Annotated in this window: 21 protein-coding genes; 13 read left to right on the forward strand and 8 right to left on the reverse strand. The window is 70.9% G+C overall.

Annotated features, from left to right (window positions below; translation table 11 throughout):
- Window positions 1-5: 5 nt before the first annotated feature.
- Window positions 6-971, reverse strand: coding sequence for a cyclase family protein (locus FK530_RS13880; protein ID WP_146487632.1), 966 nt, complete (start codon window positions 969-971; stop codon window positions 6-8).
- A 156-nt stretch (window positions 972-1,127) separates the two neighbouring features.
- Here FK530_RS13880 and FK530_RS13885 point away from each other — a divergent pair, with 156 nt between their 5' ends.
- Window positions 1,128-2,072, forward strand: coding sequence for a helix-turn-helix transcriptional regulator (locus FK530_RS13885; protein WP_231706646.1), 945 nt, complete (start codon window positions 1,128-1,130; stop codon window positions 2,070-2,072).
- Here the strand turns inward: FK530_RS13885 and FK530_RS13890 are convergent, their stop codons facing one another.
- The 3 genes from FK530_RS13890 to FK530_RS13900 are packed head-to-tail and all read right to left on the reverse strand — an operon-like array spanning window position 2,073 to window position 7,742.
- On the reverse strand, window positions 2,073-5,435 hold the full coding sequence (locus tag FK530_RS13890) for an ATP-binding protein (protein WP_146487634.1): 3,363 nt from the start codon (window positions 5,433-5,435) through the stop codon (window positions 2,073-2,075). It abuts the gene before it with no gap.
- Window positions 5,432-6,232 (reverse strand): DUF4194 domain-containing protein, encoded by an 801-nt coding sequence (locus FK530_RS13895; RefSeq protein ID WP_231706633.1) that lies wholly within the window; start codon window positions 6,230-6,232, stop codon window positions 5,432-5,434. Before FK530_RS13895 ends, FK530_RS13890 begins: the two co-directional genes overlap by 4 nt.
- Before the next feature lies 1 nt (window position 6,233).
- Window positions 6,234-7,742, reverse strand: a complete 1,509-nt coding sequence (locus FK530_RS13900; RefSeq protein ID WP_146487635.1) for a DUF3375 domain-containing protein — start codon at window positions 7,740-7,742, stop codon at window positions 6,234-6,236.
- Window positions 7,743-7,839: 97 nt separating this feature from the next.
- Here FK530_RS13900 and FK530_RS13905 point away from each other — a divergent pair, with 97 nt between their 5' ends.
- The 4 genes from FK530_RS13905 (at window position 7,840) to FK530_RS13920 (ending at window position 11,559) form a co-directional block, all read left to right on the forward strand.
- Entirely contained in the window at window positions 7,840-8,862 is a 1,023-nt protein-coding gene (locus FK530_RS13905; RefSeq protein ID WP_146487636.1) for a glycerophosphodiester phosphodiesterase family protein, read from the forward strand.
- Window positions 8,863-9,056: 194 nt separating this feature from the next.
- Entirely contained in the window at window positions 9,057-9,818 is a 762-nt protein-coding gene (locus FK530_RS13910; RefSeq protein WP_146487637.1) for a YdcF family protein, read from the forward strand.
- A 126-nt stretch (window positions 9,819-9,944) separates the two neighbouring features.
- Complete coding sequence (locus FK530_RS13915; protein ID WP_146487638.1) at window positions 9,945-10,769, forward strand: VOC family protein; 825 nt, start codon at window positions 9,945-9,947, stop codon at window positions 10,767-10,769.
- A 67-nt stretch (window positions 10,770-10,836) separates the two neighbouring features.
- Window positions 10,837-11,559: a hypothetical protein gene (locus FK530_RS13920; RefSeq protein WP_146487639.1), complete on the forward strand. Its 723-nt coding sequence runs from the start codon at window positions 10,837-10,839 to the stop codon at window positions 11,557-11,559.
- Here the strand turns inward: FK530_RS13920 and FK530_RS13925 are convergent.
- Window positions 11,556-12,119: a TetR/AcrR family transcriptional regulator gene (locus FK530_RS13925; RefSeq protein ID WP_146487640.1), complete on the reverse strand. Its 564-nt coding sequence runs from the start codon at window positions 12,117-12,119 to the stop codon at window positions 11,556-11,558. The two genes, FK530_RS13920 and FK530_RS13925, sit on opposite strands and share 4 nt — an antisense overlap.
- 105 nt (window positions 12,120-12,224) lie before the next feature.
- Window positions 12,225-15,041, reverse strand: a complete 2,817-nt coding sequence (gene acnA, locus FK530_RS13930) for an aconitate hydratase AcnA (RefSeq protein WP_146487641.1) — start codon at window positions 15,039-15,041, stop codon at window positions 12,225-12,227.
- 170 nt (window positions 15,042-15,211) lie between these two features.
- Between acnA and FK530_RS13935 the strand changes: the two genes are divergently transcribed.
- The 8 genes from FK530_RS13935 (at window position 15,212) to FK530_RS13970 (ending at window position 23,398) form a co-directional block, all read left to right on the forward strand.
- Complete coding sequence (locus FK530_RS13935; protein WP_146487642.1) at window positions 15,212-15,865, forward strand: Rv1476 family membrane protein; 654 nt, start codon at window positions 15,212-15,214, stop codon at window positions 15,863-15,865.
- Window positions 15,866-16,106: 241 nt separating this feature from the next.
- The gene (locus FK530_RS13940) at window positions 16,107-17,576 is read left to right on the forward strand and encodes a C40 family peptidase (protein ID WP_146487643.1); all 1,470 of its coding nucleotides are present in this window, start codon (window positions 16,107-16,109) and stop codon (window positions 17,574-17,576) included.
- A 92-nt stretch (window positions 17,577-17,668) separates the two neighbouring features.
- Window positions 17,669-18,730, forward strand: a complete 1,062-nt coding sequence (locus tag FK530_RS13945; protein WP_146487644.1) for an AAA family ATPase — start codon at window positions 17,669-17,671, stop codon at window positions 18,728-18,730.
- Window positions 18,731-18,732: 2 nt separating this feature from the next.
- The gene (locus tag FK530_RS13950) at window positions 18,733-19,704 is read left to right on the forward strand and encodes a DUF58 domain-containing protein (RefSeq protein WP_146487645.1); all 972 of its coding nucleotides are present in this window, start codon (window positions 18,733-18,735) and stop codon (window positions 19,702-19,704) included.
- Between the two features lies 1 nt (window position 19,705).
- On the forward strand, window positions 19,706-20,689 hold the full coding sequence (locus tag FK530_RS13955) for a VWA domain-containing protein (protein WP_146487821.1): 984 nt from the start codon (window positions 19,706-19,708) through the stop codon (window positions 20,687-20,689).
- 75 nt (window positions 20,690-20,764) lie between these two features.
- Window positions 20,765-21,490: a 3-oxoacyl-ACP reductase FabG1 gene (gene fabG1, locus FK530_RS13960; RefSeq protein ID WP_146487646.1), complete on the forward strand. Its 726-nt coding sequence runs from the start codon at window positions 20,765-20,767 to the stop codon at window positions 21,488-21,490.
- 55 nt (window positions 21,491-21,545) lie between these two features.
- Entirely contained in the window at window positions 21,546-22,388 is an 843-nt protein-coding gene (gene inhA / locus FK530_RS13965; protein WP_146487647.1) for an NADH-dependent enoyl-ACP reductase InhA, read from the forward strand.
- A complete protein-coding gene (locus FK530_RS13970; protein ID WP_146487648.1) occupies window positions 22,385-23,398 on the forward strand; it encodes a ferrochelatase in 1,014 nt (337 codons plus the stop codon). Before inhA ends, FK530_RS13970 begins: the two co-directional genes overlap by 4 nt.
- 9 nt (window positions 23,399-23,407) lie before the next feature.
- Here the strand turns inward: FK530_RS13970 and FK530_RS13975 are convergent, their stop codons facing one another.
- Both FK530_RS13975 and FK530_RS13980 read right to left on the reverse strand, forming a co-directional pair.
- Complete coding sequence (locus tag FK530_RS13975) at window positions 23,408-24,184, reverse strand: Rv1486c family protein (RefSeq protein ID WP_146487649.1); 777 nt, start codon at window positions 24,182-24,184, stop codon at window positions 23,408-23,410.
- Window positions 24,185-24,232: 48 nt separating this feature from the next.
- Complete coding sequence (locus tag FK530_RS13980) at window positions 24,233-25,708, reverse strand: flavin-containing monooxygenase (RefSeq protein ID WP_146487650.1); 1,476 nt, start codon at window positions 25,706-25,708, stop codon at window positions 24,233-24,235.
- Window positions 25,709-25,768: the final 60 nt, after the last annotated feature.

The raw sequence follows: 25,768 nt of genomic DNA on the forward strand, positions 1-25,768 counted from the left end.
CGCGGTCACTTCACCACGACCGGGTTGACGGGCGCGCCGCTGCCCTGGGCGATCTTGAGCGGCGCCGCCGTGTACATGAACTCGTAGACGCCGTCGGCCGCGCAGTCCGCCGCCAGGGCCTCGAGGTCGGTGATCTCGGTGAAGACGACCCCGAGGTTGCGCATCAGGGCGCAGTGCAGGGTCAGCGCGACGCCGTTGTTCTGGTCCGTGGTCACCTCGTTGGCGATGGTGTCGGTCACCAGGTTCGGGATCTCCTTGTCGGCGAACCACTGCACCAGCTCGGGGCTGTACTGCAGGCCGGGCTCGCAGAAGCCCTCGTAGAAGGCGTCCCCGAGCTCGAAGAACAGCTGCAGGTAGTTGGTGCGGATCAGCAGTACGTCGCGGGGGCGCAGTTCGACGCCCTGCGCCGCGGCGCACGCCTCGAGGTCGGTGTGGTCGAAGGTCTCGGCGGTGTCGAGGTGCTCCTTGCCACGGAAGCGCGCCATGTCGAGCAGCACCCCGCGACCCACGACGCCGCGCTGGGCGATGGGCTCCACGCTGGCGACGTCCATGCCGCCGACGGTGGTGCGGGCGTCGTAGCCGTTCCACAGCTTGCCGTCGTACCAGACGTGTCCGAGGGCGTCGTACTGCGTGGAGCCCTGGAGGAAGGCGTCGATCTTGTCGTCGGCGTAGTGCAGGCCGCCGGGGAACTGCGGCGCCTCCGCGCCGTCCCAGCTGGCCTCGTCCATGATCTGCGTGCGCACCGCAGGGCTCCGGCCGGGCCACACCGGGTCGCCCTTCGGGTCGCCGATGAGCCGCTGCAGCGTGAAGACCTTGCCGCTGCGGACCAGCGCCGCGGCGGCGACCGCCTGCTCCGGGCCGAGGTAGTTGAGCGAGCCCACCTCGTCGTCAGGGCCCCACTTGCCCCAGTTCGACGGAGCCTGGGCGAGCAGGTCCCCGAGGTCGGGCGCTGTCACGGTCTGTTCGGTCATCGGTCCTCCTTGTTCGATGGTCCGCCGGGCCGGCCCGGCGGTGACGCGTGTCACAATCGACGGTAGGAAGCGCGCGACGGCGGGACGTTCGCCCGGGCGCACGGTTCTTTCGCGCAGGCGCTCGCGCCGCGGGAGGGAGGAGCAGGCGTGCCGTACATGATCGACGGCCTCGTCACCGGGGCCGAACGGAGCCTCACCGGCTCGCGCGCGCACGGCGCGTGGCGCGACTGGTGCAGCGGCGTCCACGGCGAGTTCGACATCTCCTTCGGCAGTGACGGCTACCGCGGCGATGTGTTGCGCCAGCGCACCGACGAGTACCAGCTGGTCTCCTGGACCAGTCAGCGCGAGCACGTGCGCCGCGACGCGCGCGGCATCCGTAACGACCCCCGCGGCCACTACGAGCTGTTCATGCCCCTGCGCGGCGCCCTGCATGTGGGCGGCGACGTCACCGAGAGCGCCCTGCTGCCGGGGGAGATGGTGCTCGTCTCGATCGATGCGCCGTTCGTCCTCGCGCACGACGACGGCGCCTCCGCCGTGGCCCTGCTGATCCCCGAGCACCGCGTCTCGCGGACGCTCGGCTCAGTGGCGAAGGAGGGGGTCCGGCTGCGCGGCGGCCGCGGGCTGGGCCGAGTGACCCGGGACCTGGCGGCGGCGCTGATCGACGAGCGGGAACAGCTCACGGCGGCGGAGTTCGACGCCGCGTGCGACCGTGCCGTGGACCTGTTCTGCCTCGCCGCCAGCGGGGAGACCGACGGTGCGGGCACCGCCGACGACGACGTCCGGGCCGCGGTGCTCCGGCACGTGCGGGCCCACGCGACCGAACCGGACCTGAACCTCGCCGCTGTCGCCGCGGCCGTCGGCTGGTCGGCGCGGCACATCCAGGCGGTGCTCTCCCGCACCGGGGAGACCTTCTCCGACGCCGTGCGCGGCGAGCGGCTCGATCTGGCGCGGGATCGGCTGGCCGACCCCCGCTGGGCAGGGCGCGGGGTCGCATTCATCGCCGACTCCGTCGGCTACGGGTCGGCGAGCGCGTTCAGCACCGCGTTCAGCAGGCGATTCGGGCGCTCGCCGCGCGACCACCGTGCGGCGACGGCGAAGTGACTACCGCGACGGCGCCAGCTCGCCGAACGTCGCGTACCGGGCGTCCGAGCGGGCGCCGTCGGGCGTGACCTGCTTGTCGACGAGGATCACCTGCCCGATGAAGGGCTCGACGATGCCGACCATGCGGATCGGGGCGGCGATGATCAGCTGGAAGCCGAACTGCTCGAAGGCCCGCAGCGACTGGGCGGAGAAGCGTTCGTCGGACTTGCTGAAGGCCTCGTCGAGCATGAGGGGCGCGAACGCCGGCTCGTTGGAACCGTCGATCCCGTGCGAGCCCAGCGCGAAGCTCAGCGCCGCCGCGAGGCAGAACGCGACGAGCTTCTCCTGCTCGCCGCCCGAGTTGGTCGCGGTGTTGCGGTAGGTGACCACGGCGGGGGCGTCCGGCTCGGCGCCGACCGCGTTCTCGCGGCCGTAGAAGGAGTAGCCGGTCCGCACGTCGAGGACGTTCTCGGCCCACCGGCGCGACTCGGGGTCGTCGCCGGTGAGCCGCAGCACCAGCCCGCGGATCCGCTTGAACTGCGCCGCCATCGCGGCCGGCTCGGCGCGCTTGGCCGCGGGGGCGTCGCGCACCATGTCGTCGACCAGCTTCGCGAACTCCGTCGCCTCCGGTGTGGGGCGGGCGGCGTAGGCGATCTGCAGGTACGTTCCCTCGTTGAACTCGACCCGGCGCAGGCCCGCGTTGACGTCGGCGATGCCGCGGGTGATGGCACGGTGGGTGTCGTCGACCTCCTTGAACAGGTTCGACACCGAGTGGCTGACGTCGGTGGTGATGAGCCGGCGGAACTTCTCCGTGGCCGCGGCGAGGCCGTGCGCGACGAGGTTCTCGTGCACGGCCACGAAGTCGGGCGCGGAGGCGGCGTCGGCGGACAGCTCCGTCGAGGCGTCCGGCCACTCGCGCAGGAACTGCTCCGCGGTCCGGACGATGCGCGTCTCGGCGGCGTCCCGTTCCGCGGTGGCCGCGGCCTGCTGGCGCTCCAGCTCGGCCCGCAGGTCGGCCCGCACCTCGCCGAAGGTGTCCAGTGTGAGCCGGCGGGGCCTGGCCTCGTCCGCCGTGAGCAGGTGCCAGAGCGCCGTGGCGAGGAAGTCCTCGTCGGGCTCGCTGAGCTTCGGCGCGCTCTCGGCGTCGATCTTCTCGAACTCGGCGAGGAGGTCGTCGAACTCGGTGCCGGCGCGGTTCATGGTCTCGGTCAGCGCGCCGATGCGGGTCTGCGCCTCCGCCAGCTCGCCGTAGGCGTTGTCGGCCTGCAGCTCGAGCTCGCCCAGGTCGGCGTTGCCCGAGCGGGCGTCGGAGATCCGGTCGGCCAGCTCCTCGGCCTCCGCCTTCGCCGCCCAGTGGTCCAGTTCGGCCCACGACGAGTAGCCGAGGACGCCGGCGGCGCTGTCGGCGACGGCCTTGTGCTCGGCGAGGTCGTCGCGCAGGGTCGCCGATGCCTCGGCGGCCTTGGCGTGCACGGCGGCCAGGTCGTCGCGGCGCCGCTGCAGCGCCTCGCGCTTCGAACCGGTGTTGGTGCCCAGCACCCACTGCGAGCGGTCGGCGACGGCGCGGCGGTCGTCCTTGCGGAACCGTCCGCCCGCACCCTTGACCAGGCCCTCCGGGGTGACGGCCTGCTCGTGCTGCTCCAGCTCGGCGGGGGAGTCGACGCAGGTGTGCCGCGCGGCCCGCGCGACGGCGCCGGCGAGCCACCGTCCGGCCTCGGTCGACTCGTCGACCGTGAGCTTCGCGGCCAGGGACCCCGGAGCCGGGCGGGTGGTGTCGGCGCCGTCGACCACCTGGTAGGTGAGGACGCCCTGGACGCGGGTGGCGTTGACGTGGTCGGCGACGGCGCGCTGGTGCTTCGCGGGCACGAGCAGCGTGGTAGCGAGCGGCCGCAGCACGCGCTCGGCGGCGCCGGCCCACACGGCCTGCTCCTCGGGCTTCACGTCGATCAGCTCGGCCGCGTACGGAAGTTCCTCGGCGGGAACGCAGGTGGCGCGGGCGATCGCGTCGCGCTGGTCCAGCAGCGCGGGCGGCAGCAGGGAGGCGCGGCGGTCGAGCACCGAGAGCTCGTCGTCGACGGATTCGACGGCGCGGCGCGCGTCCGACTCGTCGGTGTAGGCGGAGTGCACGCGACCGGCGAGGGCCTCGGCGGCCTCGGTCGCGCGGTCGCGGATGCCGGGGATCTGCTCGCGCAGCGCGGCGAACTCCTCCGCCGACTCCGGCGCGCGCTCGCCCAGCTTCTCCACGGCGGCGGCGAACCGCTCGTAGGCGCGCTGCCGGGCTTGGGTCTGCAGCTCGCGGGACTGCAGCTCGGCCTCGAGCACGCCGACCTCGCCCTGCTCCTGTCGCAGGCGGTGCAGGAGGTCGTTGTAGCGCTGCTTGCGCTCCTCGGCCCGGTCCTCCCAGCGGGCGATCTGCGCGTCCATGCCAGCGCGTTCGCCCTCGATCCGGTCCATCTGCTCCTGGAGTAGCCGCAGCTTGTGTCCGCGCAGGTAGGACCGCATGGGCGCGCCCAGCAGATCCGCGGCGCGCGTCGTCCCGACGGTGGCCGACCGGTAGCGCTCGTAGGCCTCCGGCATGGGCCGCAGGACCTTCTCCTGCGCCTCCGCGCGGGCCGCGGCCCGGTACGCCTCGTCGAGCTGGGTGAAGTTCTCCACCAGCCGCTCGGCGCGGGCGTAGGTCTGCGGCCGGTCGAGCATGTAGGTGCGGATGAAGGCGTCGAGGTCGCCCACGTTCTTCATCGCCTTCGCCTTGCCGAGCAGCGCCAGCGCGGCGCTCGAGGTGCCGATGCCGACGCGCCGCCGCAGCGCGTCCTGGTAGGCGGCCTGCGTGTCGAAGGACTCGACGCCGCCGTGCCGGGAGCGCCAGCCGCGGGTGTCGAAGCCGGACGTCGCCCACTCCTGCAGATCGAGCAGGTCGAACTGCCCGGAGTGCAGCTGGTACCAGGACTTCAGGGAGGCACCGTCGGTGCCGCTGCCCGGGAACCACTTCACGGCGACGGCCGTGGTGACGTTGCCCGCCCCGTTGTCGTAGGTCGCGGCGACCGCGGACCAGGTGGCCGACTCGCCGCGCAGGTACTGCACCTTGGACTGCTGGTGCTCGTCGTCGTTGACCGACCAGGCGCCGCGCACGTAGTCCGCCATCGAGCGGGCGGCGCGCTTGGCGCCCTTGGCCGTCATGTCGGCGGAGGCGTTGAAGGACTGGTCGTAGGTGGGCAGCAGCACGACCGAGTGCGCGTCCATCAGCGAGGACTTGCCGGAACCCGACGGGCCCGTGAGGATCACGCCCCGCTCGTCGATGGGGAAGTCCTTGTAGCCGTCGAAGGTGCCCCAGTTGACCACCTGCAGGCGGGTGAGGCGGTACTGGCCGAGATGCTTGCGGGTCACTGCTGCTCCTGCGTCTCGTTCTCGGGTTCGACGGTGCGGTCCTCGCCGTCCTCGCCGTCCTCGCCGTCTTCGACCGGCGCCGCGGCCTCACCGAGGTCCTGATCGGTGCTGGCGAGGTCGCGGTACGCGGCGGTGTACAGGTCCACCTGCTCGGGCGTGAGCAGCGAGGCGATCACCGAGTGGACGGCGTAGCGGTCGCTGGTGCCGACCCGCCGGATCAGGCGGCGCGTCTCCAATTGGTTGATCGCGGCGTCGGCCTTCTTCACGAAGCCCGCCTCGTCGGTGTCGCGCGCGGGGCGGAAGGTCAGCAGGTGGTCGATCATCTCCTGCCGCTCCACGACCGCGGTCTCGTCCGGGCTGGAGAGGTGCTTGAGGCGCAGGAACAGTGCCAGCACCGACGCGGCGAGCGAGAGGCTCTGCGCGCGCAGCAGATTCCGCTGCCGCGGGTCGTTCTCGCTGACCTGCCGGGTGAAGGCGTGCTTGGTCTCGCGGTTGATCTCCAGCAGCAGGTTCAGCTCGGAGAGCCGGCTGCGCAGCAGCGTCTCCTCGGCCTCGATCACCGCCCAGTTCTTCGACCGCGCCGAGACGTGCGGCGCCGCGATCAGCTCCTGCAGGGCGTAGCAGACCGAGTTCGGCAGCGCGGACGTGTCGCCGTCGAACCGCGGGGCGGTGTCGGCGCCGCGCAGGGATTTCACGGCGTCGTCGTCGGCGATGCTGAAGTCGGCGAGATCGATCTCGGGCAGCCCCTCGTCGGCGGGCACGTCCAGCGTGTCGTCGAGCTGCGTCTCGTCGGTCATGTCAGGCCTCCTGCTCGAACAGCGTGGTGGGCTCGGGCGCGGCCGAGGTGGGGGTCAGGGGCGGCAGCGCGGCCGCGAAGGCGACGTGCGGCACCGTCATCTCCCGGGGGCCGCGGGCCGTGTGCGCGACGACCGTGACCGGGCGATCCGCGTCGACGGTGCCGTACCGCGCGCCGAGCGACCAGACGCCGACCACATCGCCGGCGCGGGGCGCGTCGATCGTGGCGAGGATCTCGGCGATGTCGGCGCCGTCGTCCCGCGCGATCGTGGCGTTGATGGCGGAGGCGAGGGAGTCCCAGTCGATGGCCTCGCGGCCGACGAGGCGGGCGGGGTCGATGGTGAACTCGCCGGAGGTCTCGCGCACCTCGGGCGGGAGCGTGACGATGCCGTCGTGGAATCGCAGAGCGCCGACGGAACTCGTGTCGACGGCGGACATCGGGACTGCCAGGCCCGTGTCACGGCCCGCGGAGGCGGCGTCGAAGGCGTCGACGGCCGCGCGCTGCGCCTCGGTGATGCGGGCGCGCAGCGACTGGTACTGCAGGAAGTCGCCGTCCTTGACGAAGGTGTTGATCCGTCGATAGACCTGGCCGCGGATCTCGTCGACGCGCTGGACCTGCATCCACATGCGGTCGAGGAAGCCGGTGAGGGAGTCGCGCAGATCGTCGGGGAGTTCCACCTCGTGCACGACCGAGGCGACAGAGGTCTCCAGCTGGCGCCGCAGGCGGTGGTCGGAGAGCAGGGTGTAGAAGGCGTCGAAGGCCTTGCCCTCGGGGGTGTTCGCGAGCTCGTCGTGGCCGTCGAAGAGGCGCTGCAGCGTCTTGGCGTACGCCTCGGCCTCGGTGGAGTCGGACGCTTCGAGTCCGTGCGTGAGGAGCGCACGGGTGTGCTCGCGGAGCTTCTCGCCGTAGCCCAGGATGTCGGCCGGCATGCGCTCGGCGAGGGAGCTGACGATCTTGAGGTCGTCGACCACCTTGTCCCGGTCGTACTCGGGGATGAGGCCCTGGCGCAGCGCCTCGCGGCGCCGGGTGAGCTCCGCGATCTGCTCATCGAGGGCGCGCAGGTGATCGTCCGGGTCCGCACTGACCGTGACGGCGACCGCCGACAGCCTGGCGGTGACCAGCTCGAGGGCGGTCTCCGTGGCGACGTTGCGGTCCAGCGAGACGGCCTGCACCTGCCCGAGTGCCGTCGTTGCGCCGCGGGTGAGCTGGATGACCTCGCGGTCGTCCTCGTCGAGGGTGCGGGAGACGTATCCCGCCTTGACCCAGCTGTCCAGGACGTCCGGGCCCGCGGGGACGGGGCGGGCGCGGTCGGTGAAGTGCTGGGCGAGGGACTGCAGGTCGACGGTGAGCGCGTCCCCCAGCTCCTCCGCGTCGACGGGGCCCGTGCCCAGGCGTGCCGCCATGAGCGCCAGGTACGCGACGGCATTGGGGGAGCGGAGGAGGCGGAGCGCGACGTCGTTGTCGGCGTTGTCCGTGAACGCGGCGTACAGCTGCGCGGCCGACTGCGCCATAGTGCACCTCCCGTTCGTCAGCGACGGTCCAGTGTATCGGTGCGCCCTTCACGTGGCGGACAGGTCGGGTTCATGATCGGGGCCTAGCGTGCGAGTCATGAACCCGCGTCGCCTGTCGATCGTGTCCGTGTGTCTCGCGCTGCTGGTCGGGGCGGCCCCGGCGGGGGCGGCGCCGCGCACCGTCGACCTGCAGGCGCACCGGGGCGGGCTCGGACTGCAGACCGAGTCGACGCTGGAGGGCTTCTCCGCCGCCATGCGGCTCGGCGTGACCACCCTCGAACTGGACACCCAGGTCACGAAGGACCGGAAGGTCGTCATCACACATGACCGGAAGGTGGACGCGCGAAAGTGCGTCGACACGGCGCGGGCGACACCCGGCGATCCGCAGTATCCGTACGTGGGCAAGTACATCCATGAACTGACCTACGCCCAGATCCGGACCATGAACTGCGGGTACGAGAAGGTTGCGGCGACGCAGCGCGTCGTGGAGGGCGCCCGGATCCCCGAGCTGCGCGAGCTCTTCGACCTCGTCCGGTCTCGTCGCTCGCCGGTGCGGATGAACATCGAGACCAAGGTGGAGGCGGGCGCACCGTCGGAGACGGCGCCGCGCGGCGAGTTCGTGCGGGCCGTGGCGGGGGAGATCGCCCGGTCCGGCCTGGCCCGCCAGGTCACGATCCAGAGCTTCGACTGGGCGGCCCTGCGGGAGATCGGTCCGCTGCTGCCGGGCGCCGGCCTCATCGCGCTCACCAACGGCGAGCAGTTCCTGCAGACCGGGAAGCCCGGGGCGTCGCCGTGGCTCGGGCTCGACGTCGACTCGTGCGGCGGCGACTGGGTGCGGGCGGCGAAGGCCACGATCCCCGGCCTGACCGCGATCTCCCCGGTGCAGGGCGACCCGCAGGACGGCGGGGTCGGCGATGCGGGCTTCGTGCGGTTCACGACGCCGGAGCTGATCCGCCGCGCGCACGACCTGGGGCTGAAGGTCATCCCGTGGACCGTCAACGATCCCGCGACCATGCGCGCGCTGCTGAACGACGGGGTGGACGGGCTCATCACCGACTACCCGGACCGCGCCCGCACGGTCCTCCGAGAGCTCGGGGTCGCGCTGCCCGCCTCCTCGTAGGCGGCCGACGAGCAGTTTCGGTGCGTGTCGGCGACGACACGCCGTTTTCCGACCGCCGAAATCCACCGAGGCTGTCAGTCGCGGCGGCCCTGCCCGCGCACGTGGCTCCGGGCACGATTCAACGTTCACGTGTGCAACACACGACTCAGTGGTGTAGTTTTCCATCAGCTGTCACATTTGTCACGGAGGTCAAGATGCGTGTCTCTGGTTTCATCCGTTCGGTTCTGTCGGCGACGGTGGCGGTCGCCGCGATCGCTACCGCGACCACCGGGACCGCGGGGGCGGCACCGTCGACCTCGACGTCGACGACGTCGCTGACCAACCAGGCGATCGACCGCCAGGCCGCGGGAGACACGGCGGGCGCGCAGGCCGCGATCAACCAGATGCCGATCGACCAGGCGCAGAAGGTCGTGGCTCTGATGACCAACGTCAACAAGGCGCTCACCTTCCCGCTCACCGACCAGGTGCCCGGCGGCGTCGCGCCCGGTACCGCGATCGTGATCCTGGGCTTCGGCCTCGAGGACAACGGCGGCATGCGGCCGATCCTGGTCGAGCGACTGACCAAGGGACTCGCCGTCGCCCAGGCCTATCCGGCGTTCCCCATCGTGGTGACCGGCGGCGCGCCGAAGGCGGGCAAGACCGAGGCCGCAGCGATGAAGGAGTGGTTGCTCGCGCAGGGCGTCTCCGGCACCCGCATCTACACCGAGGAGAAGGCGGGCTCCACCCAGGGCAACGCCATCAACACGGCGGTCCTCATGCAGCAGAACGGCTTCGGCAACGGCGCAGTGCTCGTCACCTCCGCCGATCACACCCGCCGCTCGGTCGCCGACTTCCTCGTCGCCGGCATCACCCTGCAGGCCGTCGTCGCCTCCGACGCCAAGATCCAGTCGGCGCCGATGTCCGCCAGCGGTGTCGCGGCCGTCTACCGGGACGCCCGGGGCGTCGCGAAGATCTAGGGCGACGGTGCCGGCGGGTTCGTCACCCGCCCACCGTAATCGGCTCGCGGTGAGGCGGGCGCGGTTGGGCGACGATGTCGCGCGAACCCTGGAAACTTGTCGGCCGGGTGTGCCACCGTATCTCCCATGACCGCGTACCACGCCCCGCTGGGCGCACCCGTGTGGATCGACCTCATGACCTCCGACATCGACGCGGCGGTGGACTTCTACGGCGCCGTCTTCGGGTGGGAGGCCGATCCGCCCAACGAGGACTTCGGCGGCTACCGGAACTTCCGCGTGAACGGGAACCTCGTGGCGGGCGTGATGTCGCCGCCCGACGGTGGCGGTGGGCCCGGCGACGTGTGGTCGACCTACCTGCGGGTCGCGGACGCGAAGGCGTCGCTGCGCGCGGCGACCGATGCCGGCGCGTCGGTCGTGGTGCCGGTCGCACCGGTCGGCGACTTGGGGCGGTTCGCCTTCGTCATCGACCCGGTCGGCGCCGCGATCGGCCTCTGGGAGCCGGGGAAGCACGAGGGCTTCGTCGAGCGCGGCGTGCCGGGCACCCCGTACTGGTTCGACTGCATGAGCCGCAGTTACGACGCGACCAAGTCCTTCTACCGCACCGTCTTCGACTGGCAACTCGAGGAGATCGGCAGCGGAGGCCAGGAGGGCTCCTTCGGCCCCGATCGCTACAGCCAGGTCCTCGCCGGCACGGACGGGCACCGGGAGGGGGTGGCCGGGATCATGGACGCGGCGCCGCTGTTCGACGCTGGCGTGTTCGGGGAAGGGATGCCGTCCTTCTGGCAGGTCTACCTCACCGTCGAGGACACTGCGGCCGCAGAGCGGCGGATCGCCGACGCGGGCGGCGAGATCCTGCGCGGCGCGGAGGTCACGCCGTGGGCCACCATGGGCACGGCGCGGGACCCGGGCGGCGCGGTCTTCCTGTACGCCACCCCTCCCGAAGGGCGCTGAGGACCGCTCCGGTCACGTTCAGGCGTTCGCAACCGGATCCCAAGGTCGACGGGACTACGCTCCCGGCATGACCTACAACCAGGGCGGATATCCGCCGCGCGGCCCCTATCCGCCGGGCGGCGGCCAGTCCCCGTCGTACCCCGCGCGACCGCCGCAGGCTGCGCCCCACAGCGGCGCCCCGGCGCAGCCCGGCGGGCCGTGGGGAACCCCGCAGCACGGGTACGACCAGCCGGGACAGCCGCAGTACGGACAGCCGCAGTACGGCGGGTCCGGGCCGTACGGCGGGGGACCGGCTCAGTACGGCGTGCCCGGGCCGGCGGAGCCGGGTGGCCCGGCGGCGACGCGCGGCGGGATCGGCGCAGTGCTGCAGTTCCTCATCGCCGGCGCGGCGGCGTTCGTGATCATCGGTGCGTTCCTGCCGTGGGCCACGGCGTCGGCGACGATCGGCGGCTCGTCGATCCGGAACTCCGCCTCGGGCATCGACGGTAGCGACGGCTGGATCACGCTCGTCGTGGCGTTCATCGCCGCGGGTGTCGCAGTGGCCGCCGCCGTCCTCCCCGCGACAGGTGTGCCGCTGCGCCTGGTCTCCGGCATCACTGCCGCCGTCGCCGGACTGGTGATCACCGGTCTCGCGGGCTACGACCTCGCGAACGTGGTGAAGCTGACGTCGACCTACTCCTCGCTGGTCGACGTCTCGGCCGGCATCGGCCTCTACCTCACGCTGCTCGCCGGCAGCGCGGTCCTGGGACTGGGCATCGGAGCGATCGTCGCCGCCGTGATGACGCGCTAGGGGCGGCGCACGCTCTCCTCGACGAGGTCCAGCACGGCCTCGAGGCCCGCCGTCGGACGGCCCGACGCGAGGTGCGTGACCAGCCCGTCGAGCACCAGGTCGAGGTAGCCGAGGATCACGTCGGTGGGCAGGTCGTCGCGCAGCCGGCCGCGCTGCTTCTGGCGCTCCAGGCGGCGCAGCGTGGCTTCGGTGAGTTCCGCGCTCCGCTCGGTCCACTCGGCGCGGAAGTCGCCGTCGTTCTTGAGCCGACGGGCGATCTCCAGGCGCGTCCCGAGCCAGTCGAAGCGCTCCGGGTGGCTGAGCATGTCGCGCATGACCTGGACGAGGCCTTCTTCCGCCGCGATGTCGGCCATCCGCTCCGCGTCCTCGCGGGCCAGCGCCAGGAACAGCGCGTCCTTGTCACGGAAGTGGTGGAAGATCGCCCCGCGGGACAGGTCGGTCGCGGCTTCGAGCCGCCGGACCGTGGCGCCGTCGTAGCCGTACTCGGCGAAACAGGTCCGGGCACCGTCGAGGATCTGGCGGCGCCGCGCGGCGAGGTGATCGTCGCTCACCTTGGGCATGTCGATGCTCCTGATCGAACGGGGGCGTTACTCGATGTCGGCTACGCGAACGGCGGGCCCGGCCGCTGGGGCCGGACCCGCCGTCACTGGTCGAGACTGCAGCTACTAGCTCTTGACCATGTTCCGCAGCACGTACTGCAGGATGCCGCCGTTGCGGTAGTAGTCGGCCTCACCGGGGGTGTCGATGCGGACGTCCGCGTCGAACTCCACCTTCGTGCCGTCCTCCTTCGTGGCGGTCACGTGCACCGTCTTCGGGGTCACGCCGTTGTTGAGCTCCGTGATGCCCGCGATGTCGAAGGTCTCGGTGCCGTCGAGGCCCAGGGACTTCCACGACTCGCCCTTCGGGAACTGCAGCGGGACCACGCCCATGCCGATCAGGTTCGAGCGGTGGATGCGCTCGAACGACTCGACGATGACGGCCTTGACGCCCAGGAGGCTGGTGCCCTTGGCCGCCCAGTCGCGCGAGCTGCCGGAGCCGTACTCCTTGCCGCCCAGGACGACCAGCGGCGTGCCGGCCTTCTGGTAGTTCATGCACGCGTCGTAGATGAACGACTGCGGGCCGCCCTCCTGCGTGAAGTCGCGGGTGTAGCCGCCCTGCGTGCCCTCGAGACCGATGGTGTCGAGAACGCGGTTCTGCAGGCGGATGTTGGCGAACGTGCCGCGGATCATCACCTCGTGGTTGCCACGACGGCTACCCAGCGAGTTGTAGTCCTTGCGCGCCACACCGTGCGAGTCCAGGTACTGGGCCGCGGGGGTGCCGGGCTTGATCGGGCCGGCGGGGCTGATGTGGTCGGTGGTGACCGAATCGCCGAGGAGCGCCATGACGCGGGCTCCGGAGATGTCGGAGACGGGCTCCGGCTCCATCGTCATGCCGTCGAAGTACGGTGCCTTGCGGACGTACGTCGAGTCCTCGTCCCACTGGAAGGTGTCGCCCTCGGGGGTGGCGAGGTTCTGCCAGCGGTGATCGCCCGCGAAGACCGTCGAGTAGGACTTGCGGAACATGTCCTGGTTGATGGCGTTCTTGATCGTGTCGTCGATCTCCTGCGCCGACGGCCAGATGTCCTTGAGGAAGACGTCGTTGCCGTCGTGGTCCTTGCCCAGCGAGTCGGTCTCGAAGTCGAAGTCCATCGTGCCCGCGAGGCCGTAGGCGATGACCAGCGGCGGCGAGGCCAGGTAGTTCATCTTGACGTCGGGGGAGATGCGTCCCTCGAAGTTGCGGTTGCCCGACAGCACGGCGGTGACGGTGAGGTCGTTGTCGTTGACGGCCTTGCTGATCTCGTCGGGCAGCGGGCCGGTGTTGCCGATGCACGTGGTGCAGCCGTAGCCGCCCAGGTAGTAGCCGAGCTTCTCGAGGTACGGCCACAGGCCGGCCTTCTCGTAATAGTCGGTGACGACCTGCGAGCCGGGGGCCATGTTGGTCTTGACCCAGGGCTTGGTGGTCAGGCCCTTCTCGACGGCGTTGCGGGCGAGCAGCGCGGCGCCGAGCATGACCGACGGGTTCGAGGTGTTGGTGCAGGACGTGATACCCGCGACCGCGACGGCGCCGTGGTCGAGGATGAACTCGCCGCGCTCGCCCTTCACCCGGACGGGCTTGGACGGACGGCCCTCGGCGCCGTTGGCGGCCGACTGCACGTTGACGGCACCGTCGTCCGCGAAGGACAGGGCGGCGGGGTCGGACGCGGGGAAGGACTCCTCGACGGCCTCGTCCAGCTGGGTGTGGGCAGCGGGGTGCTGCTCCTCGACGTAGTTGTGGATGTCCTTGCGGAAGGCGACCTTCGACTCCGAGAGGAGGATGCGGTCCTGCGGGCGCTTCGGGCCGGCGATCGACGGCACGACGGTGCCGAGGTCCAGCTCGAGGTACTCGGAGTACGCGGGCTCGTGCTCCGGGTCGTGCCACATGCCCTGCTCCTTGGCGTACGCCTCGACCAGCGCGAGCTGCTGGTCGGTGCGGCCGGTGAGGCGCAGGTAGTTGATGGTCTCGCCGTCGATCGGGAAGATCGCCGCGGTGGAGCCGAACTCGGGGCTCATGTTGCCCAGGGTCGCACGGTTGGCGAGCGGCACCTCGGCGACGCCCTTGCCGTAGAACTCGACGAACTTGCCGACCACGCCGTGCTGACGCAGCATGTCGGTCACGGTGAGCACGACGTCGGTCGCGGTGACGCCCGGCTGGATCTCACCGGTGAGCTTGAAGCCGACGACGCGGGGGATGAGCATGGAGACCGGCTGGCCGAGCATGGCCGCCTCGGCCTCGATGCCGCCGACGCCCCAGCCCAGGACGCCCAGGCCGTTCTCCATCGTGGTGTGCGAGTCGGTGCCGACGCAGGTGTCGGGGTAGGCCTGGCCGTTGCGGGTCATGACGACCGGCGCCAGGTACTCGATGTTGACCTGGTGGACGATGCCCATGCCCGGGGGGACGACCTTGAAGTCGTCGAAGGCGCCCTGGCCCCAGCGCAGGAACTGGTAACGCTCGCCGTTGCGCTGGTACTCCAGGTCGACGTTGCGCTCGAGCGCGTCGGCGGTGCCGAAGACGTCGAGGATCACCGAGTGGTCGATGACCATGTCGGCGGGGGAGAGCGGGTTGACCTTGTTGGGGTCGCCGCCCAGGGCCGTGACGGCCTCGCGCATGGTGGCGAGGTCGACGATGCAGGGCACACCCGTGAAGTCCTGCATGATCACGCGCGCCGGCGTGAACTGGATCTCGACGCTCGGCTCGGCCGAGGGATCCCAGTTCGCCAGGGCGTTGATGTGATCGGTGGTGATGTTCGCGCCGTCCTCGGTCCGCAGCAGGTTCTCTGCGAGGACCTTCAAGGCGTAGGGCAGCTTCTCGGTGCCGGGCACGGCGCTGAGGCGGAAGATCTCGTACGACTGATCGCCCACCTCGAGCGTGCCGCGCGACGAGAAGGAATCGATGCTCTTGCTCACGTCAGCTCCACTCAACGTTTTGTGGTGTGCACCGACGGGCTGTGTCGGTGCCTGAAGTCCATAATACAGTACGCTTGTCCTGTGAGAGTCCGTGGGGCTGGTTCTCAGCGGACGCAGCTCATTGTGCCTCGTTCCGGGCGGCCCTGTGGGCGTGTCGTACTGTGAGGCCCATGGGTCCGCTGCCGATTCTCACCGAAGTGCCGACCGACGTGGATCTGTCCACGCTCCAGGCGGACCTCGCGACGGACGGCGTCGCCGTGCTCAACCCCGATCATGCCGACTCCGTGCCGCAGCTCGTACAGGTGGTCAAGGACGCGCGGGCGCAGGGGATCGAGAACTTCCAGGTGGTCGTTCTCGCGCACGACTACAACCCGGACACCTCGCTGCGCGACCTCGGTACCGAGCTCGGTAAGCAGATGGGGGCCGGCGACGACCATCCGGTGACGATCCTCGTGATGTCGCCCGGTCAAGTCGCGGGCTACTCGACGCAGCTCTCGCGTTATCAGATCGAGAAGGGGCAGGACGGCTACACGGGCCGCCTCGCGCTCAACAATCCGCCCAAGGCCGCGCAGGACTTCGCCACTGTGGCGCACGACGCGACCTTCCCGTGGACGGGCTTCACGGTCGGGCTGGTGCTCGTCGTCGCCGCTCTCGCGGGCTGGGCGCGTGTCGTGACCCGCCGGCGCAGCCGAGCGGTGGACGCCGCCCGGAAGGCGGCCGCGGAGTCGGCGGGTGTCGCCGCAGCGGTCGGCGCGGAGCCGGACGGCGCGCCGGCGTCCGCGCCCGAAGAGAATGGCGGCTCCGCTGTTCGATCGAACGAATAGCGCACATTCATTCGAAATTCCAGCTGTGTAATTCACTGCCGCTGTCCGTTTCTCGAGTAATTCGACGCACCGGCATCCATGCAGGTCCGCATGCCTGCACGGCGTCTCACAACTGTGTAATTTGTGATTCCTGTTTTCCATTGTTGTGGAAGTGCCGTACGGTACGTCTGAAGCCAATGTTGTGCGTGTTGCCCATGCGCACTCATCGGGTCTGAACGAGTCTTGAGTTGAGGGAGACACCTTGAGGCGTACGGCACACCCCGCCACGAAACTCGCTGCGCGGTCGTTGCTCGCGGCAGTCGCCACCGGCTCGCTGGTGGCGGGCTCCGTCGCGAGCGCGGGATCGGTCTTCGCCGAGCCCAACGGCCCCGACGCGAACCCCGCCAATGTCGTCGCCGCGCTCGTCGACCGCATCGCCCAGGCCGACCAGCGCATCGCGGATCTGCGCGGCGATGTCGCCACGAAGCGCCAGTCCGTGAACCGCGCGGTCGTGGACCTGCAGTCGGCGCGCGACGCCGCCACCGCGGCCTCGGGCGCGATCACCGTCTCCGAGGCCGCCGTCAAGGAGTCCGACGCCAAGATCAAGACCGCGCAGGATTCCTTCGACCAGGTCGTCCGTGCCGCGTACGCGCAGGGCACCAGCGCCGGCGGGCTCGTCGACACCCTCGGGGGCGACGACCCCGCCGTGGCCGTCGACCGGGCCACGACGCTCCGCATCGTCGCCGACAAGCAGAAGTCGGCGCTCGGCGACCTCAAGGCGGCCAAGACGCGCGCCGAGGCCTCCCGCACCGCCGCCCGCGCGGCCAAGGTGCAGGCCGACGCGGCGACCGCCGCCGCGGCCGAGCGCAAGACGACCGCCGAGGACTCCATCACGCAGACCGTCGCCGCGCTCACCACGCAGCAGCAGGAGCAGACCACGCTCAGCGCGCAGCGCGAGCTTGCGCAGCGCGCCCTCGACCAGGCGAAGCGCGCCGAGGACCGCGCCGCCCAGCAGAAGATCTACGCCCAGTACGTCGTCGACGAGCAGCAGACCCAGCAGATCGCCGCCCCGGCTGCTCCCGCCGCCCCGGCCGGCCAGGCAGCCGCGCCGGCCGCGCAGGCTGGCACGGCCGACAGCGCCGATCCGCTCGCGGCGGCGCGGACCTTCGCCCAGGGCATCGTCGGCCAGGCGTCCTCGCTGTTCAGCAACCCGTTCGGCGCGCTCACCGGCCAGGCCGCGCCGGCGGGCCAGCAGCCCACCGCGCCCGCCTCGCAGGCCGTCCCCGGCGTGTCGAGCATGAGCGGCGCCCAGATGATCGAGACGGTCATCCAGCGCGGCATGTCGGTCATCGGCGTGCAGTACGCGTGGGGTGGCGGCAACGCCTGGGGCGCGACGAAGGGTGTCCGCGACGGCGGCGTCGCCGACAGCTTCGGCGACTACAACCGCGTCGGCTTCGACTGCTCGGGACTGATGGCGTACATGTACGCCGCCGTCGGCATCGCGCTGCCCAAGTACTCGGGCTACCAGTACACGACCGGCAACAAGGTGCCGATCAGCCAGCTCAAGCGCGGCGACATGGTCTTCCGCGGGCCCGGCGGCACCCAGCACGTCGCGATGTACCTCGGCAACAACCAGATCCTCGAGTCGCCCCAGTCCGGCGGTGCGGTGCGCCTCGCCCCGTTCGACGCCTCGACGTTCCTCTCGCAGGGCGTCCGCGTGATCAACAGCTGACCCCGGGCGATTCAGTACGCTCGGGGGAACGGGCCGGCTCGGTCCGGATCGGACGGGCCCGCACGGGCCGGGGGAACGACGAAGGGACTTGCGTGACGCACTCACAGGGGCAGGGCATCGCCTCGAGCGACGAGGTCAAGCTGCTGGAGCGGGCGGTCTACGAGGTCAAGCGCGTGATCGTCGGCCAGGATCAGCTCGTCGAGCGGATCCTGGTGGGCATGCTCGCCAAGGGGCACGTGCTCCTCGAGGGCGTTCCCGGCGTCGCCAAGACGCTCGCGGTCGAGACCTTCGCCACCGTGGTCGGGGGCTCCTTCTCCCGTATCCAGTTCACCCCCGACCTGGTGCCCTCCGACCTCGTCGGTACCCGCATCTACCGACAGGGCAAGGAGCAGTTCGACACCGAGATCGGCCCGGTCTCGGCGAACTTCCTGCTCGCCGACGAGATCAACCGCGCGCCCGCCAAGGTGCAGTCCGCGCTGCTCGAGGTCATGGCCGAGCGCAAGGTCTCCATCGGCGGCCAGACCTACCCGATGCCCGATCCGTTCCTCGTGCTCGCGACGCAGAACCCCATCGAGAACGAGGGCGTCTACCCGCTGCCCGAGGCCCAGCGCGACCGCTTCCTGTTCAAGGTCGTCGTCGGCTACCCCTCCATCGAGGAGGAGCGGGAGATCGTCTACCGCATGGGCACCGTCCCTCCCGTGCCCTCGCAGGTCCTCGACCCGGCCACCGTGCAGCGACTGCAGCGCGCCGCGAGTGAGGTCTTCGTGCACCATGCGCTGGTCGATTACGTGGTCCGCGTCATCGCCGCGACCCGCACGCCCCGCGAGTTCGGGCTCGACGACGTGGCCTCGTGGATCACGTACGGCGCCTCGCCCCGTGCGACGCTCGGCATCGTCGCCGCCGCCCGCGCCCTGGCGCTGCTGCGCGGCCGCGATTACGTGGTCCCGCAGGACGTCGTCGAGATCATCCCCGACGTGCTGCGCCACCGCCTGGTCATGAGCTACGACGCCCTCGCCGATGAGGTCACCGCCGATCAGGCGATCAACCGTGTGCTGCAGACCGTCGCGCTGCCGCAGGTCGTCGGGCAGCCCGTCCCGCAGCCGCCGGCGCCCGCCCCGCAGCAGTACACGCCCGCGCAGCAGCCCCAGGGCTGACGATGCCGGCTACACCTCCCGGTGCGCCGACCGAACCCGGGCCCCGGCGCAGCCCGCTCCCGAGCTTCGCCGGCGGCGAGGTGGACGAGACGCGCATGCAGGCGTCGCTGAAGATGCTCGAGCTGCTCGTGCGCCGTCGGCTCGACGGTGTGCTCAAGGGCGATCACCAGGGTCTGCTCCCGGGTCCCGGTTCGGAGCCCGGCGAGTCCCGCCCGTACACGCCCGGCGACGACGTGCGCCTCATGGACTGGTCGGTCACCGCGCGCACGACGCACCCGCACGTGCGGCAGATGATCGCCGACCGCGAGCTGCAGACCTGGATCGTAGTCGACCTGTCCGCGTCGATGGACTTCGGTTCCACGGGCGGCACGAAACGCGACCTCGCCGTGGCCGCGTCCGCGGCCGTGGTGCACCTGGTGAGCGGCGCCGCGAACCGCGTCGGCTGCCTCGTCACCAACGGCGCGCAGCTGGTGCGCGTGCAGCCCACGTCCGGGCGCGCCCAACGCCAGAAGGTGCTCAAGGCGATCGCCACGGCGCCGCGGGCGGTCGAGGGGACGCGCGGCGATCTGCGGGTCGCGCTCGACGCCCTGCGCCGACCGGAGCAGCCGCGCGGCCTCGTCGTCGTGATCAGCGACTTCCTCGGCGACGTGGACTACGTGCGCGAGCTCCGCGGCATCGCCGCGCGGCACGAGGTGCTCGCCGTCGAGGTCCTCGACCCGCGCGACGTCGAGCTCCCGGCGGTCGGCGAGATCGCACTGCGTGACGCGGAGTCCGGCGCCGTGCGCGAACTGACCGTGACCCCCGAGCTGCAGCAACGGTTCGCCGCCGCGGCGCAGGAGCACCGCAAGCAGGTGGCCCGGACGCTGCGCGGCGTGGGTGCGCCGGTCCTCGAACTGCGTACCGACCGCGACTGGCTCGCCGACATCGTGCGGTTCGTCGCCGCGCGTCGACGTGGATTGGCTGGTGCTTCCTGACATGGGCGGACTGACCTCGCTCGCCACCCCGATCTGGTTGCTCGGCATCCTCCTGGTGCTCGCCATCCTGGCGGGGTACGCGTACAACGAGCGGCGGCGCAGCAAGCGGGCGCTGAAGTTCGCCAACATGTCGGTGCTCGACTCCGTCGCGCCACCGGGACCGAACCGGTGGAGGCACGTCCCCATCGCGCTGCTCAGCATCGGGCTCGTTCTGCTCATGGTCGCCCTCTCGGGGCCGCAGGCCATGCGCAAGGTGCCGCGCAGCAGGGCGACGGTCGTGCTCGTCGTCGACGTCTCGCGCTCGATGGAGTCCACCGACGTCAGCCCCAACCGGCTGGACGCCGCGAAGGAGGCCGCCAAGAAGTTCGTCGGGGAACTCCCGCAAGGTATGAACCTGGGCATCGTCTCGTACGCCGGCACCGCTCAGCTGCTGGTCTCGCCGACGCCGGACCGATCGCTCGCCACCAACGCGATCGATCACCTCGAGACGGCGAACCGCACCGCCACCGGCGAGGGCATCTACGCCGCGATCCAGTCGATCAAGAACATCCGGGACGTCCTGGGCGGCAAGGACAACGCGCCGCCCGCGCGGATCATCCTCGAATCCGACGGCAAGCAGACGGTGCCCATCGACCTCGACGACCCGCGCGGCGGATTCACCGCCGCACGCAAGGCGAAGGAGGAGGGCATCCCCATCTCCACCATCTCCTTCGGCACCGTGAGCGGCACCGTCGACATCGACGGGCAGAACATTCCCGTCCCCGTCGACGACGCATCACTGAAGAAGATCGCGGAGCTCTCCGACGGCCAGTTCTTCTCGGCGTCCTCGCTCAGCGACCTCAACGAGGCCTACGGCACCCTGCGCGATGAGATCGGCTGGGAGATGCAGAAGGGCGACAATTCGCGGATCTGGGTGCTGTGGGGGACGGGCTTGCTGGTGCTCGGCGCCGCGGGCGCGGTGCTCTTCAACCGGCGCCTGCCGTGACCGGCATCCTCCGCCCGACGACGCGCGAGGCCGGAGATTTCCCGGCTCGCGAGCGCGATTGATAAGTTGGCACCCATGTCGACTTCTGAATTCACGCCCCGGTCCGTCCTCGTCACGGGCGGCAACCGCGGTATCGGCCTCGCGATCGCGCAGCGCCTCGCCGCCGACGGCCACAAGGTCGCGGTGACGCACCGTGGTTCCGGCGCCCCCGAGGGCCTGTTCGGCGTGCAGTGCGATGTCACCGACAACGACTCGGTCGAGGCCGCGTTCAAGACGGTCGCCGAGCACCAGGGGCCCGTCGAGGTGGTGGTCGCCAATGCGGGCGTCACCGAGGACACCCTGCTCATGCGCATGAGCGTCGAGAGCTTCGAGAAGGTCATCAACGCCAATCTCACCGGCGCCTTCCGCGTGACCAAGGCCGCCACGCGCGACATGCTCAAGAACCGCTGGGGCCGCTTCATCTACCTGGGCTCGGTCGTCGGCCTCATGGGCACGCCGGGTCAGGCGAACTACGCCTCGTCGAAGGCCGGCGTGATCGGCCTCGCCCGCTCGGTCACCCGTGAGGTCGGCGCGCGCAACATCACCGCCAACGTGATCGCGCCTGGGCTCATCGACACCGACATGACGGCCGAGCTCCCCAAGGAGTACGTCGAGACCGCCGTCAAGCAGGCCATCCCCGCCAAGCGGATGGGCCAGCCGGAGGACGTCGCCGCCGTGGTCTCGTTCCTCGCCTCGGACGATTCCTCGTACGTCACCGGCAACGTCATCAACGTCGACGGTGGCCTGGGCATGGGCCACTAGGCCCAGCGCACCGTCGAACCAGCCCGCAGCACCGAAAACTGAAGGAGGCACGTCCGTGACCGGACTGCTCGAAGGCAAGACCATCCTCATCACCGGCATCATCACCGATGCCTCCATCGCCTTCTCGGCCGCCAAGGTGGCCCAGGAGCAGGGCGCCAAGGTGATCATCACCGGCATCCCGGAGCGGCTCCGCCTGATCGACCGCATCGCCAAGCGCCTGCCGCAGGAGGTGCCGCCGGCGATCCCGCTCGACATCACCGACGAGGAGTACCTCGGCACCTTGGCGGACAAGGTCCGCGAGCTCGCGCCCGAGGGCGTCGACGGCGTACTCCACTCGATCGCCTTCGCGCCGCGCACCCTCATGGGGCCGGACGCGGTGCCCTTCCTCGAGGGCCCCGGCCCCGACGTCGCGAAGTCCTTCGAGATCTCCGCGTGGAGCTACGCCTCGCTCGCGCGCGCCGTGCTCCCCGTCATGAACGAGGGCGGCTCGATCGTGGGTATGGACTTCGACCCCCGCACCGCGATGCCCGACTACAACTGGATGGGCGTCCAGAAGGCCGCACTCGAGTCGGTCAACCGCTACGTCGCCCGTGAGGTCGGCTACGCCAAGAAGATCCGCAGCAACCTCGTGGCCGCGGGCCCGATCAAGACCCTGGCCGCCAAGGCGATCTCGGGCACGGCGACCGACGACGCCAAGAAGCTGAACATGCTCAACCAGTACTGGGACGGCGCGTCGCCCATCGGTTGGAACGTCGACGACCCCGAGGTCGTGGGCAAGAGCATCTGCGCGCTGCTCTCCGACTGGCTGCCCGGCACCACCGGCTCCATCGTCTACGTCGACGGCGGCGCCAGCCACAACACGTGGTTCCCCGAGGAAATGATCAACGCGCAGTCGTGACCCACGACGCGCTCCTCGTGCTCTCCTTCGGAGGGCCCGAGCACCCCGACCACGTCCGGCCGTTCCTGGAGAACGTCGTGCGTGGTCGGGGCGTACCGCCCGAGCGGCTGGACGCCGTCGAACAGCACTACCTGCGGTTCGGCGGGGTCTCGCCGATCAACGCGCAGAACCGGGCGCTGATCGCGGACGTCGAGGCCGAGTTCGGTCGGCGGGGCCGGGAACTGCCGGTGTACTTCGGTAACCGGAACTGGCATCCGATGGTCGAGGACACGGTCCAGCGGATGAAGGCCGACGGCGTGCGCGACGCGCTGGTCTTCGCGACCTCCGCGTGGGGCGGCTTCTCCGGCTGCCGCCAGTACGACGAGGACATCGCCCGCGCCCTCACCGCCGTCGGCCCCGGCGCGCCGCGGCTGACGAAACTGCCGCAGTTCTCCGATCACGAGTTGTTCCTGGAGTGCTTCGCCGACGCCGCCGAGGCCGCGGTGGCGACGGTGCCGGCGGGTTCCCGGCTCGTCTTCACGGCGCACTCGATCCCGGACGCCGCCGACGTCGCCGCGGGCCCGCCCGGCGTGGAGCGCCTGTACTCCCGGCAGGTCCAGGACGCTGCTGCGAACGTCGCCGCCCGCCTGGGCACCGACTTCGACGTCGTCTGGCAGTCCCGCTCCGGGCCGCCGCAGGTGCCGTGGCTCGAGCCCGACATCTGCGACCACATCCAGTCGCTGTGGGATCAGCGGATCCCCGGCGTCGCCGTCGTGCCGATCGGCTTCGTCTCGGATCACCTCGAAGTCATCTGGGACCTCGACACCGAGGCCAAGGAGCTGGCGGGGGAGCTGGGCATGCCCTTCGCGCGTGCCGCCACCCCGATCGGCGACCCCCGGTTCGCGGAGATGGTCGCCGACCTCGTCGACGAGGCCGACGCCGGTCGCTCGACCGGGCTCGGCGTCAGCGTCGACGGTGCCGCGTGCGTCGAGGGCTGTTGCCCCGCGGTCCGGCGCCCGGCCCGCACCTGAGGGTGTCGATCAGCCGCGGAGTTCGTCGCGGCAGACGGCGTTGACGGCCGCCACGCGCGCGGCGCGGACGGTGCGCCACAGGTCGCGGTAGGCGGCGTCGCCGCCCTGCGCGGAGGCGAGGGTCAGGCCGGCGTACGGATTCTCGGCGCCCGCGACCAGCAGGATGGCCTCCACCATCCCTGCGCTGTCGAGCACGCGGTGGGCGCGTTCGGAGGCGTTGAGCGGCAGCCGATGCGCGCCCAGGTACCGGGTCAGTTCCATGACGAGCCGGCGGGGATCGTCGGTCGCGTCCGGCGCGGGCGGCAGGCTGGCCAGCGCGGACGGCGCGTCGCGGACCGCGTCGCGCAGCGCGTGTTCCGCCGCGCCGAGCGACACCGGGTCGGGATCGACCAGTGCCGGCTCGTGCAGGAAGGCCTGCCAGCGCATCACGTCGCCGGCCTCGGGCGTCGGCACCAGGGCGATGGTCGACGCCGCACCGTCGAACAGCACGACCTCGCCGCGGGCCATCGCGGCCTGTTCGAGATCGGTTCCGGCGGGCAGCCCTCGCGCGTCCCCGGGCGCGGGCAGCAGCAGCCGGACGGTGTGCGGCGCCAGGGCCCGGATCTCCGCGAGCAGGTCGGGGAGATCGCCGTCGACGACGGATTGGACCGGCGCCCATTCGCCGAGCGCGGCCAGCAGCTCGTCCGTGCCCGCCGATCCCGCGAGCCACGCCGCCGACCACACGGCGAAGCCCTGGGCGGGCCCCGCGGTGGCGCGGCGGGCGAGAGTGGCGACGGGGGAGCTCATGGGGATCAAGGGTAGGCCCGCTGCGGGCCGGTGGCGAACCGCGTCGGGTCAGGGCGCGAAGACGTAGTCGCTGAGCGGGAATCGGCGGCTCGACCAGGTGGCCTCCAGCGTGGTGGAGGCGCGGAAGGGCACGTCGCCGTTCTTGGTGAAGTAGTAGCTGTTCGCGTTCGCGCACGTCGGATCGGCGAAGACCTGGTTGCCGCGGCGCGCGAGCACCGACTCCATGTACGCGTCCTGCGCCGCGGCCGTCACCTCGACGGTGCGGGCGTCGCGTCGCCGGGCCTCGCGCAGCACCCGCACGATGTGGGCCGCGCTGTTCTCGACGAGGGTGAAGAACGACGCGCCGTTGTAGCCGTACGGGCCGAAGACGGTGAAGTAGTTGGGGAAGCCCACGGTGGAGACGCCCTGGTAGGACCGCAGATGCGTGCGATCCCAGCGATCGGCGAGGTTCTCGCCCTCGGGGCCGATCAGTTCGTAGGTGGGGAGCGCGTCACGGTCGGTGACCTTGAAGCCCGTCGCGAGGATCAGGACATCGAGTTCGTGCTCGACACCGTCCGCGGTGCGGACGCCCGTCGCCGTGATCTCCTCGATGGACCCGGTCTCGAGGTCGACGTTCGACCGATTGAAGGTCGCGAGGTAACTGTTGTGGAAGCTGGGCCGCTTGCAGCCGAGCGCGTAGCGCGGGGTGAGCCGGTCGCGGGTCGCCGCATCGTGGACCTGGGTGGCGAGGTACTGCCGCGCCGCGTGCTCGATGGCGTTCGTCCCGGGGATGAACCGGTGGAAGTGGGCGAGGACGGGGAAGGTCGCCTCCACGTACGCCTGACTGGCGAGGCGGGACAGCGCCTTCGCGCCGGGAACGACGGCGAGGGCGCGGCGCCCGATCGCGGGGATGGGGAAGTCGAACTTGGGAAGGCACCAGATGGGTGTGCGCTGGAAGACGGTGAGCCGCTCCACGACCGGCGCGATCTCCGGGATGACTTGGACCGCGGTGGCGCCGGTGCCGATGATGCCCACCCGCTTGCCGTCGAGTGCGATCGAGTGGTCCCATCGGCTGGTGTGCATCGACGGGCCGGCGAACTCGTCGAGGCCCGGGATGTCGGGGAGTTTCGGCTGGCTGAGCGGGCCGCCGGCGTGGATCATCCAGCGCGCGGTCAGCGGTCCGGTGCTCGTCTCGATGCGCCAGCGGCCGTCGGCGTAGGTCGCGGATGCGACGCGGGTGCGGAACCGGAACTTCCCACCGATCCCGTACTCGTCGACACACCGCTCGGCGTAGGCCTTGAGCTCGTGTCCAGGCGCGTAGCTGCGCGTCCACTGCGATCCCTGGGCGAACGAGAACTGGTAGCTGAACGACGGGATGTCGACCGCCACTCCCGGATACGTGTTCCACTGCCATACACCGCCGGGGCCGTCCGCGTCGTCGACGACCAGTACGTCGTCGAAGCCGGCACGGGTCAGCGCGATGGTGGTGCCGATCCCGCTGAATCCGCCGCCGACGATCACGATCTCGTGGTGCTCGGGTTCCATTCCGCTCCTGTCCACGCCGCCCTTCGCGTGAGCGTATAGGACGCTGGACGGTCGAATTCG

The sequence above is a fragment of the Tsukamurella conjunctivitidis genome (assembly GCF_007858475.1).
In the GTDB taxonomy this organism is placed as follows: Bacteria; Actinomycetota; Actinomycetes; order Mycobacteriales; family Mycobacteriaceae; genus Tsukamurella; species Tsukamurella conjunctivitidis.

Bases quoted from the DNA above. Each gene is read 5' to 3' on its own strand.
- FK530_RS13980 (WP_146487650.1), bottom strand. From the start codon at position 25,708: ATGGAACCCGAGCACCACGAGATCGTGATCGTCGGCGGCGGATTCAGC.
- FK530_RS13900 (WP_146487635.1), bottom strand. From the start codon at position 7,742: ATGGCGCAGTCGGCCGCGCAGCTGTACGCCGCGTTCACGGACAACGCC.
- FK530_RS13955 (WP_146487821.1), top strand. From the start codon at position 19,706: ATGGGCGGACTGACCTCGCTCGCCACCCCGATCTGGTTGCTCGGCATC.
- FK530_RS13915 (WP_146487638.1), top strand. From the start codon at position 9,945: ATGACCGCGTACCACGCCCCGCTGGGCGCACCCGTGTGGATCGACCTC.
- FK530_RS13885 (WP_231706646.1), top strand. From the start codon at position 1,128: ATGATCGACGGCCTCGTCACCGGGGCCGAACGGAGCCTCACCGGCTCG.
- FK530_RS13920 (WP_146487639.1), top strand. From the start codon at position 10,837: ATGACCTACAACCAGGGCGGATATCCGCCGCGCGGCCCCTATCCGCCG.
- FK530_RS13905 (WP_146487636.1), top strand. From the start codon at position 7,840: ATGAACCCGCGTCGCCTGTCGATCGTGTCCGTGTGTCTCGCGCTGCTG.
- FK530_RS13935 (WP_146487642.1), top strand. From the start codon at position 15,212: ATGGGTCCGCTGCCGATTCTCACCGAAGTGCCGACCGACGTGGATCTG.
- FK530_RS13910 (WP_146487637.1), top strand. From the start codon at position 9,057: ATGCGTGTCTCTGGTTTCATCCGTTCGGTTCTGTCGGCGACGGTGGCG.
- fabG1 (WP_146487646.1), top strand. From the start codon at position 20,765: ATGTCGACTTCTGAATTCACGCCCCGGTCCGTCCTCGTCACGGGCGGC.
- FK530_RS13925 (WP_146487640.1), bottom strand. From the start codon at position 12,119: ATGCCCAAGGTGAGCGACGATCACCTCGCCGCGCGGCGCCGCCAGATC.
- FK530_RS13975 (WP_146487649.1), bottom strand. From the start codon at position 24,184: ATGAGCTCCCCCGTCGCCACTCTCGCCCGCCGCGCCACCGCGGGGCCC.
- FK530_RS13950 (WP_146487645.1), top strand. From the start codon at position 18,733: ATGCCGGCTACACCTCCCGGTGCGCCGACCGAACCCGGGCCCCGGCGC.
- FK530_RS13895 (WP_231706633.1), bottom strand. From the start codon at position 6,232: ATGACCGACGAGACGCAGCTCGACGACACGCTGGACGTGCCCGCCGAC.
- FK530_RS13880 (WP_146487632.1), bottom strand. From the start codon at position 971: ATGACCGAACAGACCGTGACAGCGCCCGACCTCGGGGACCTGCTCGCC.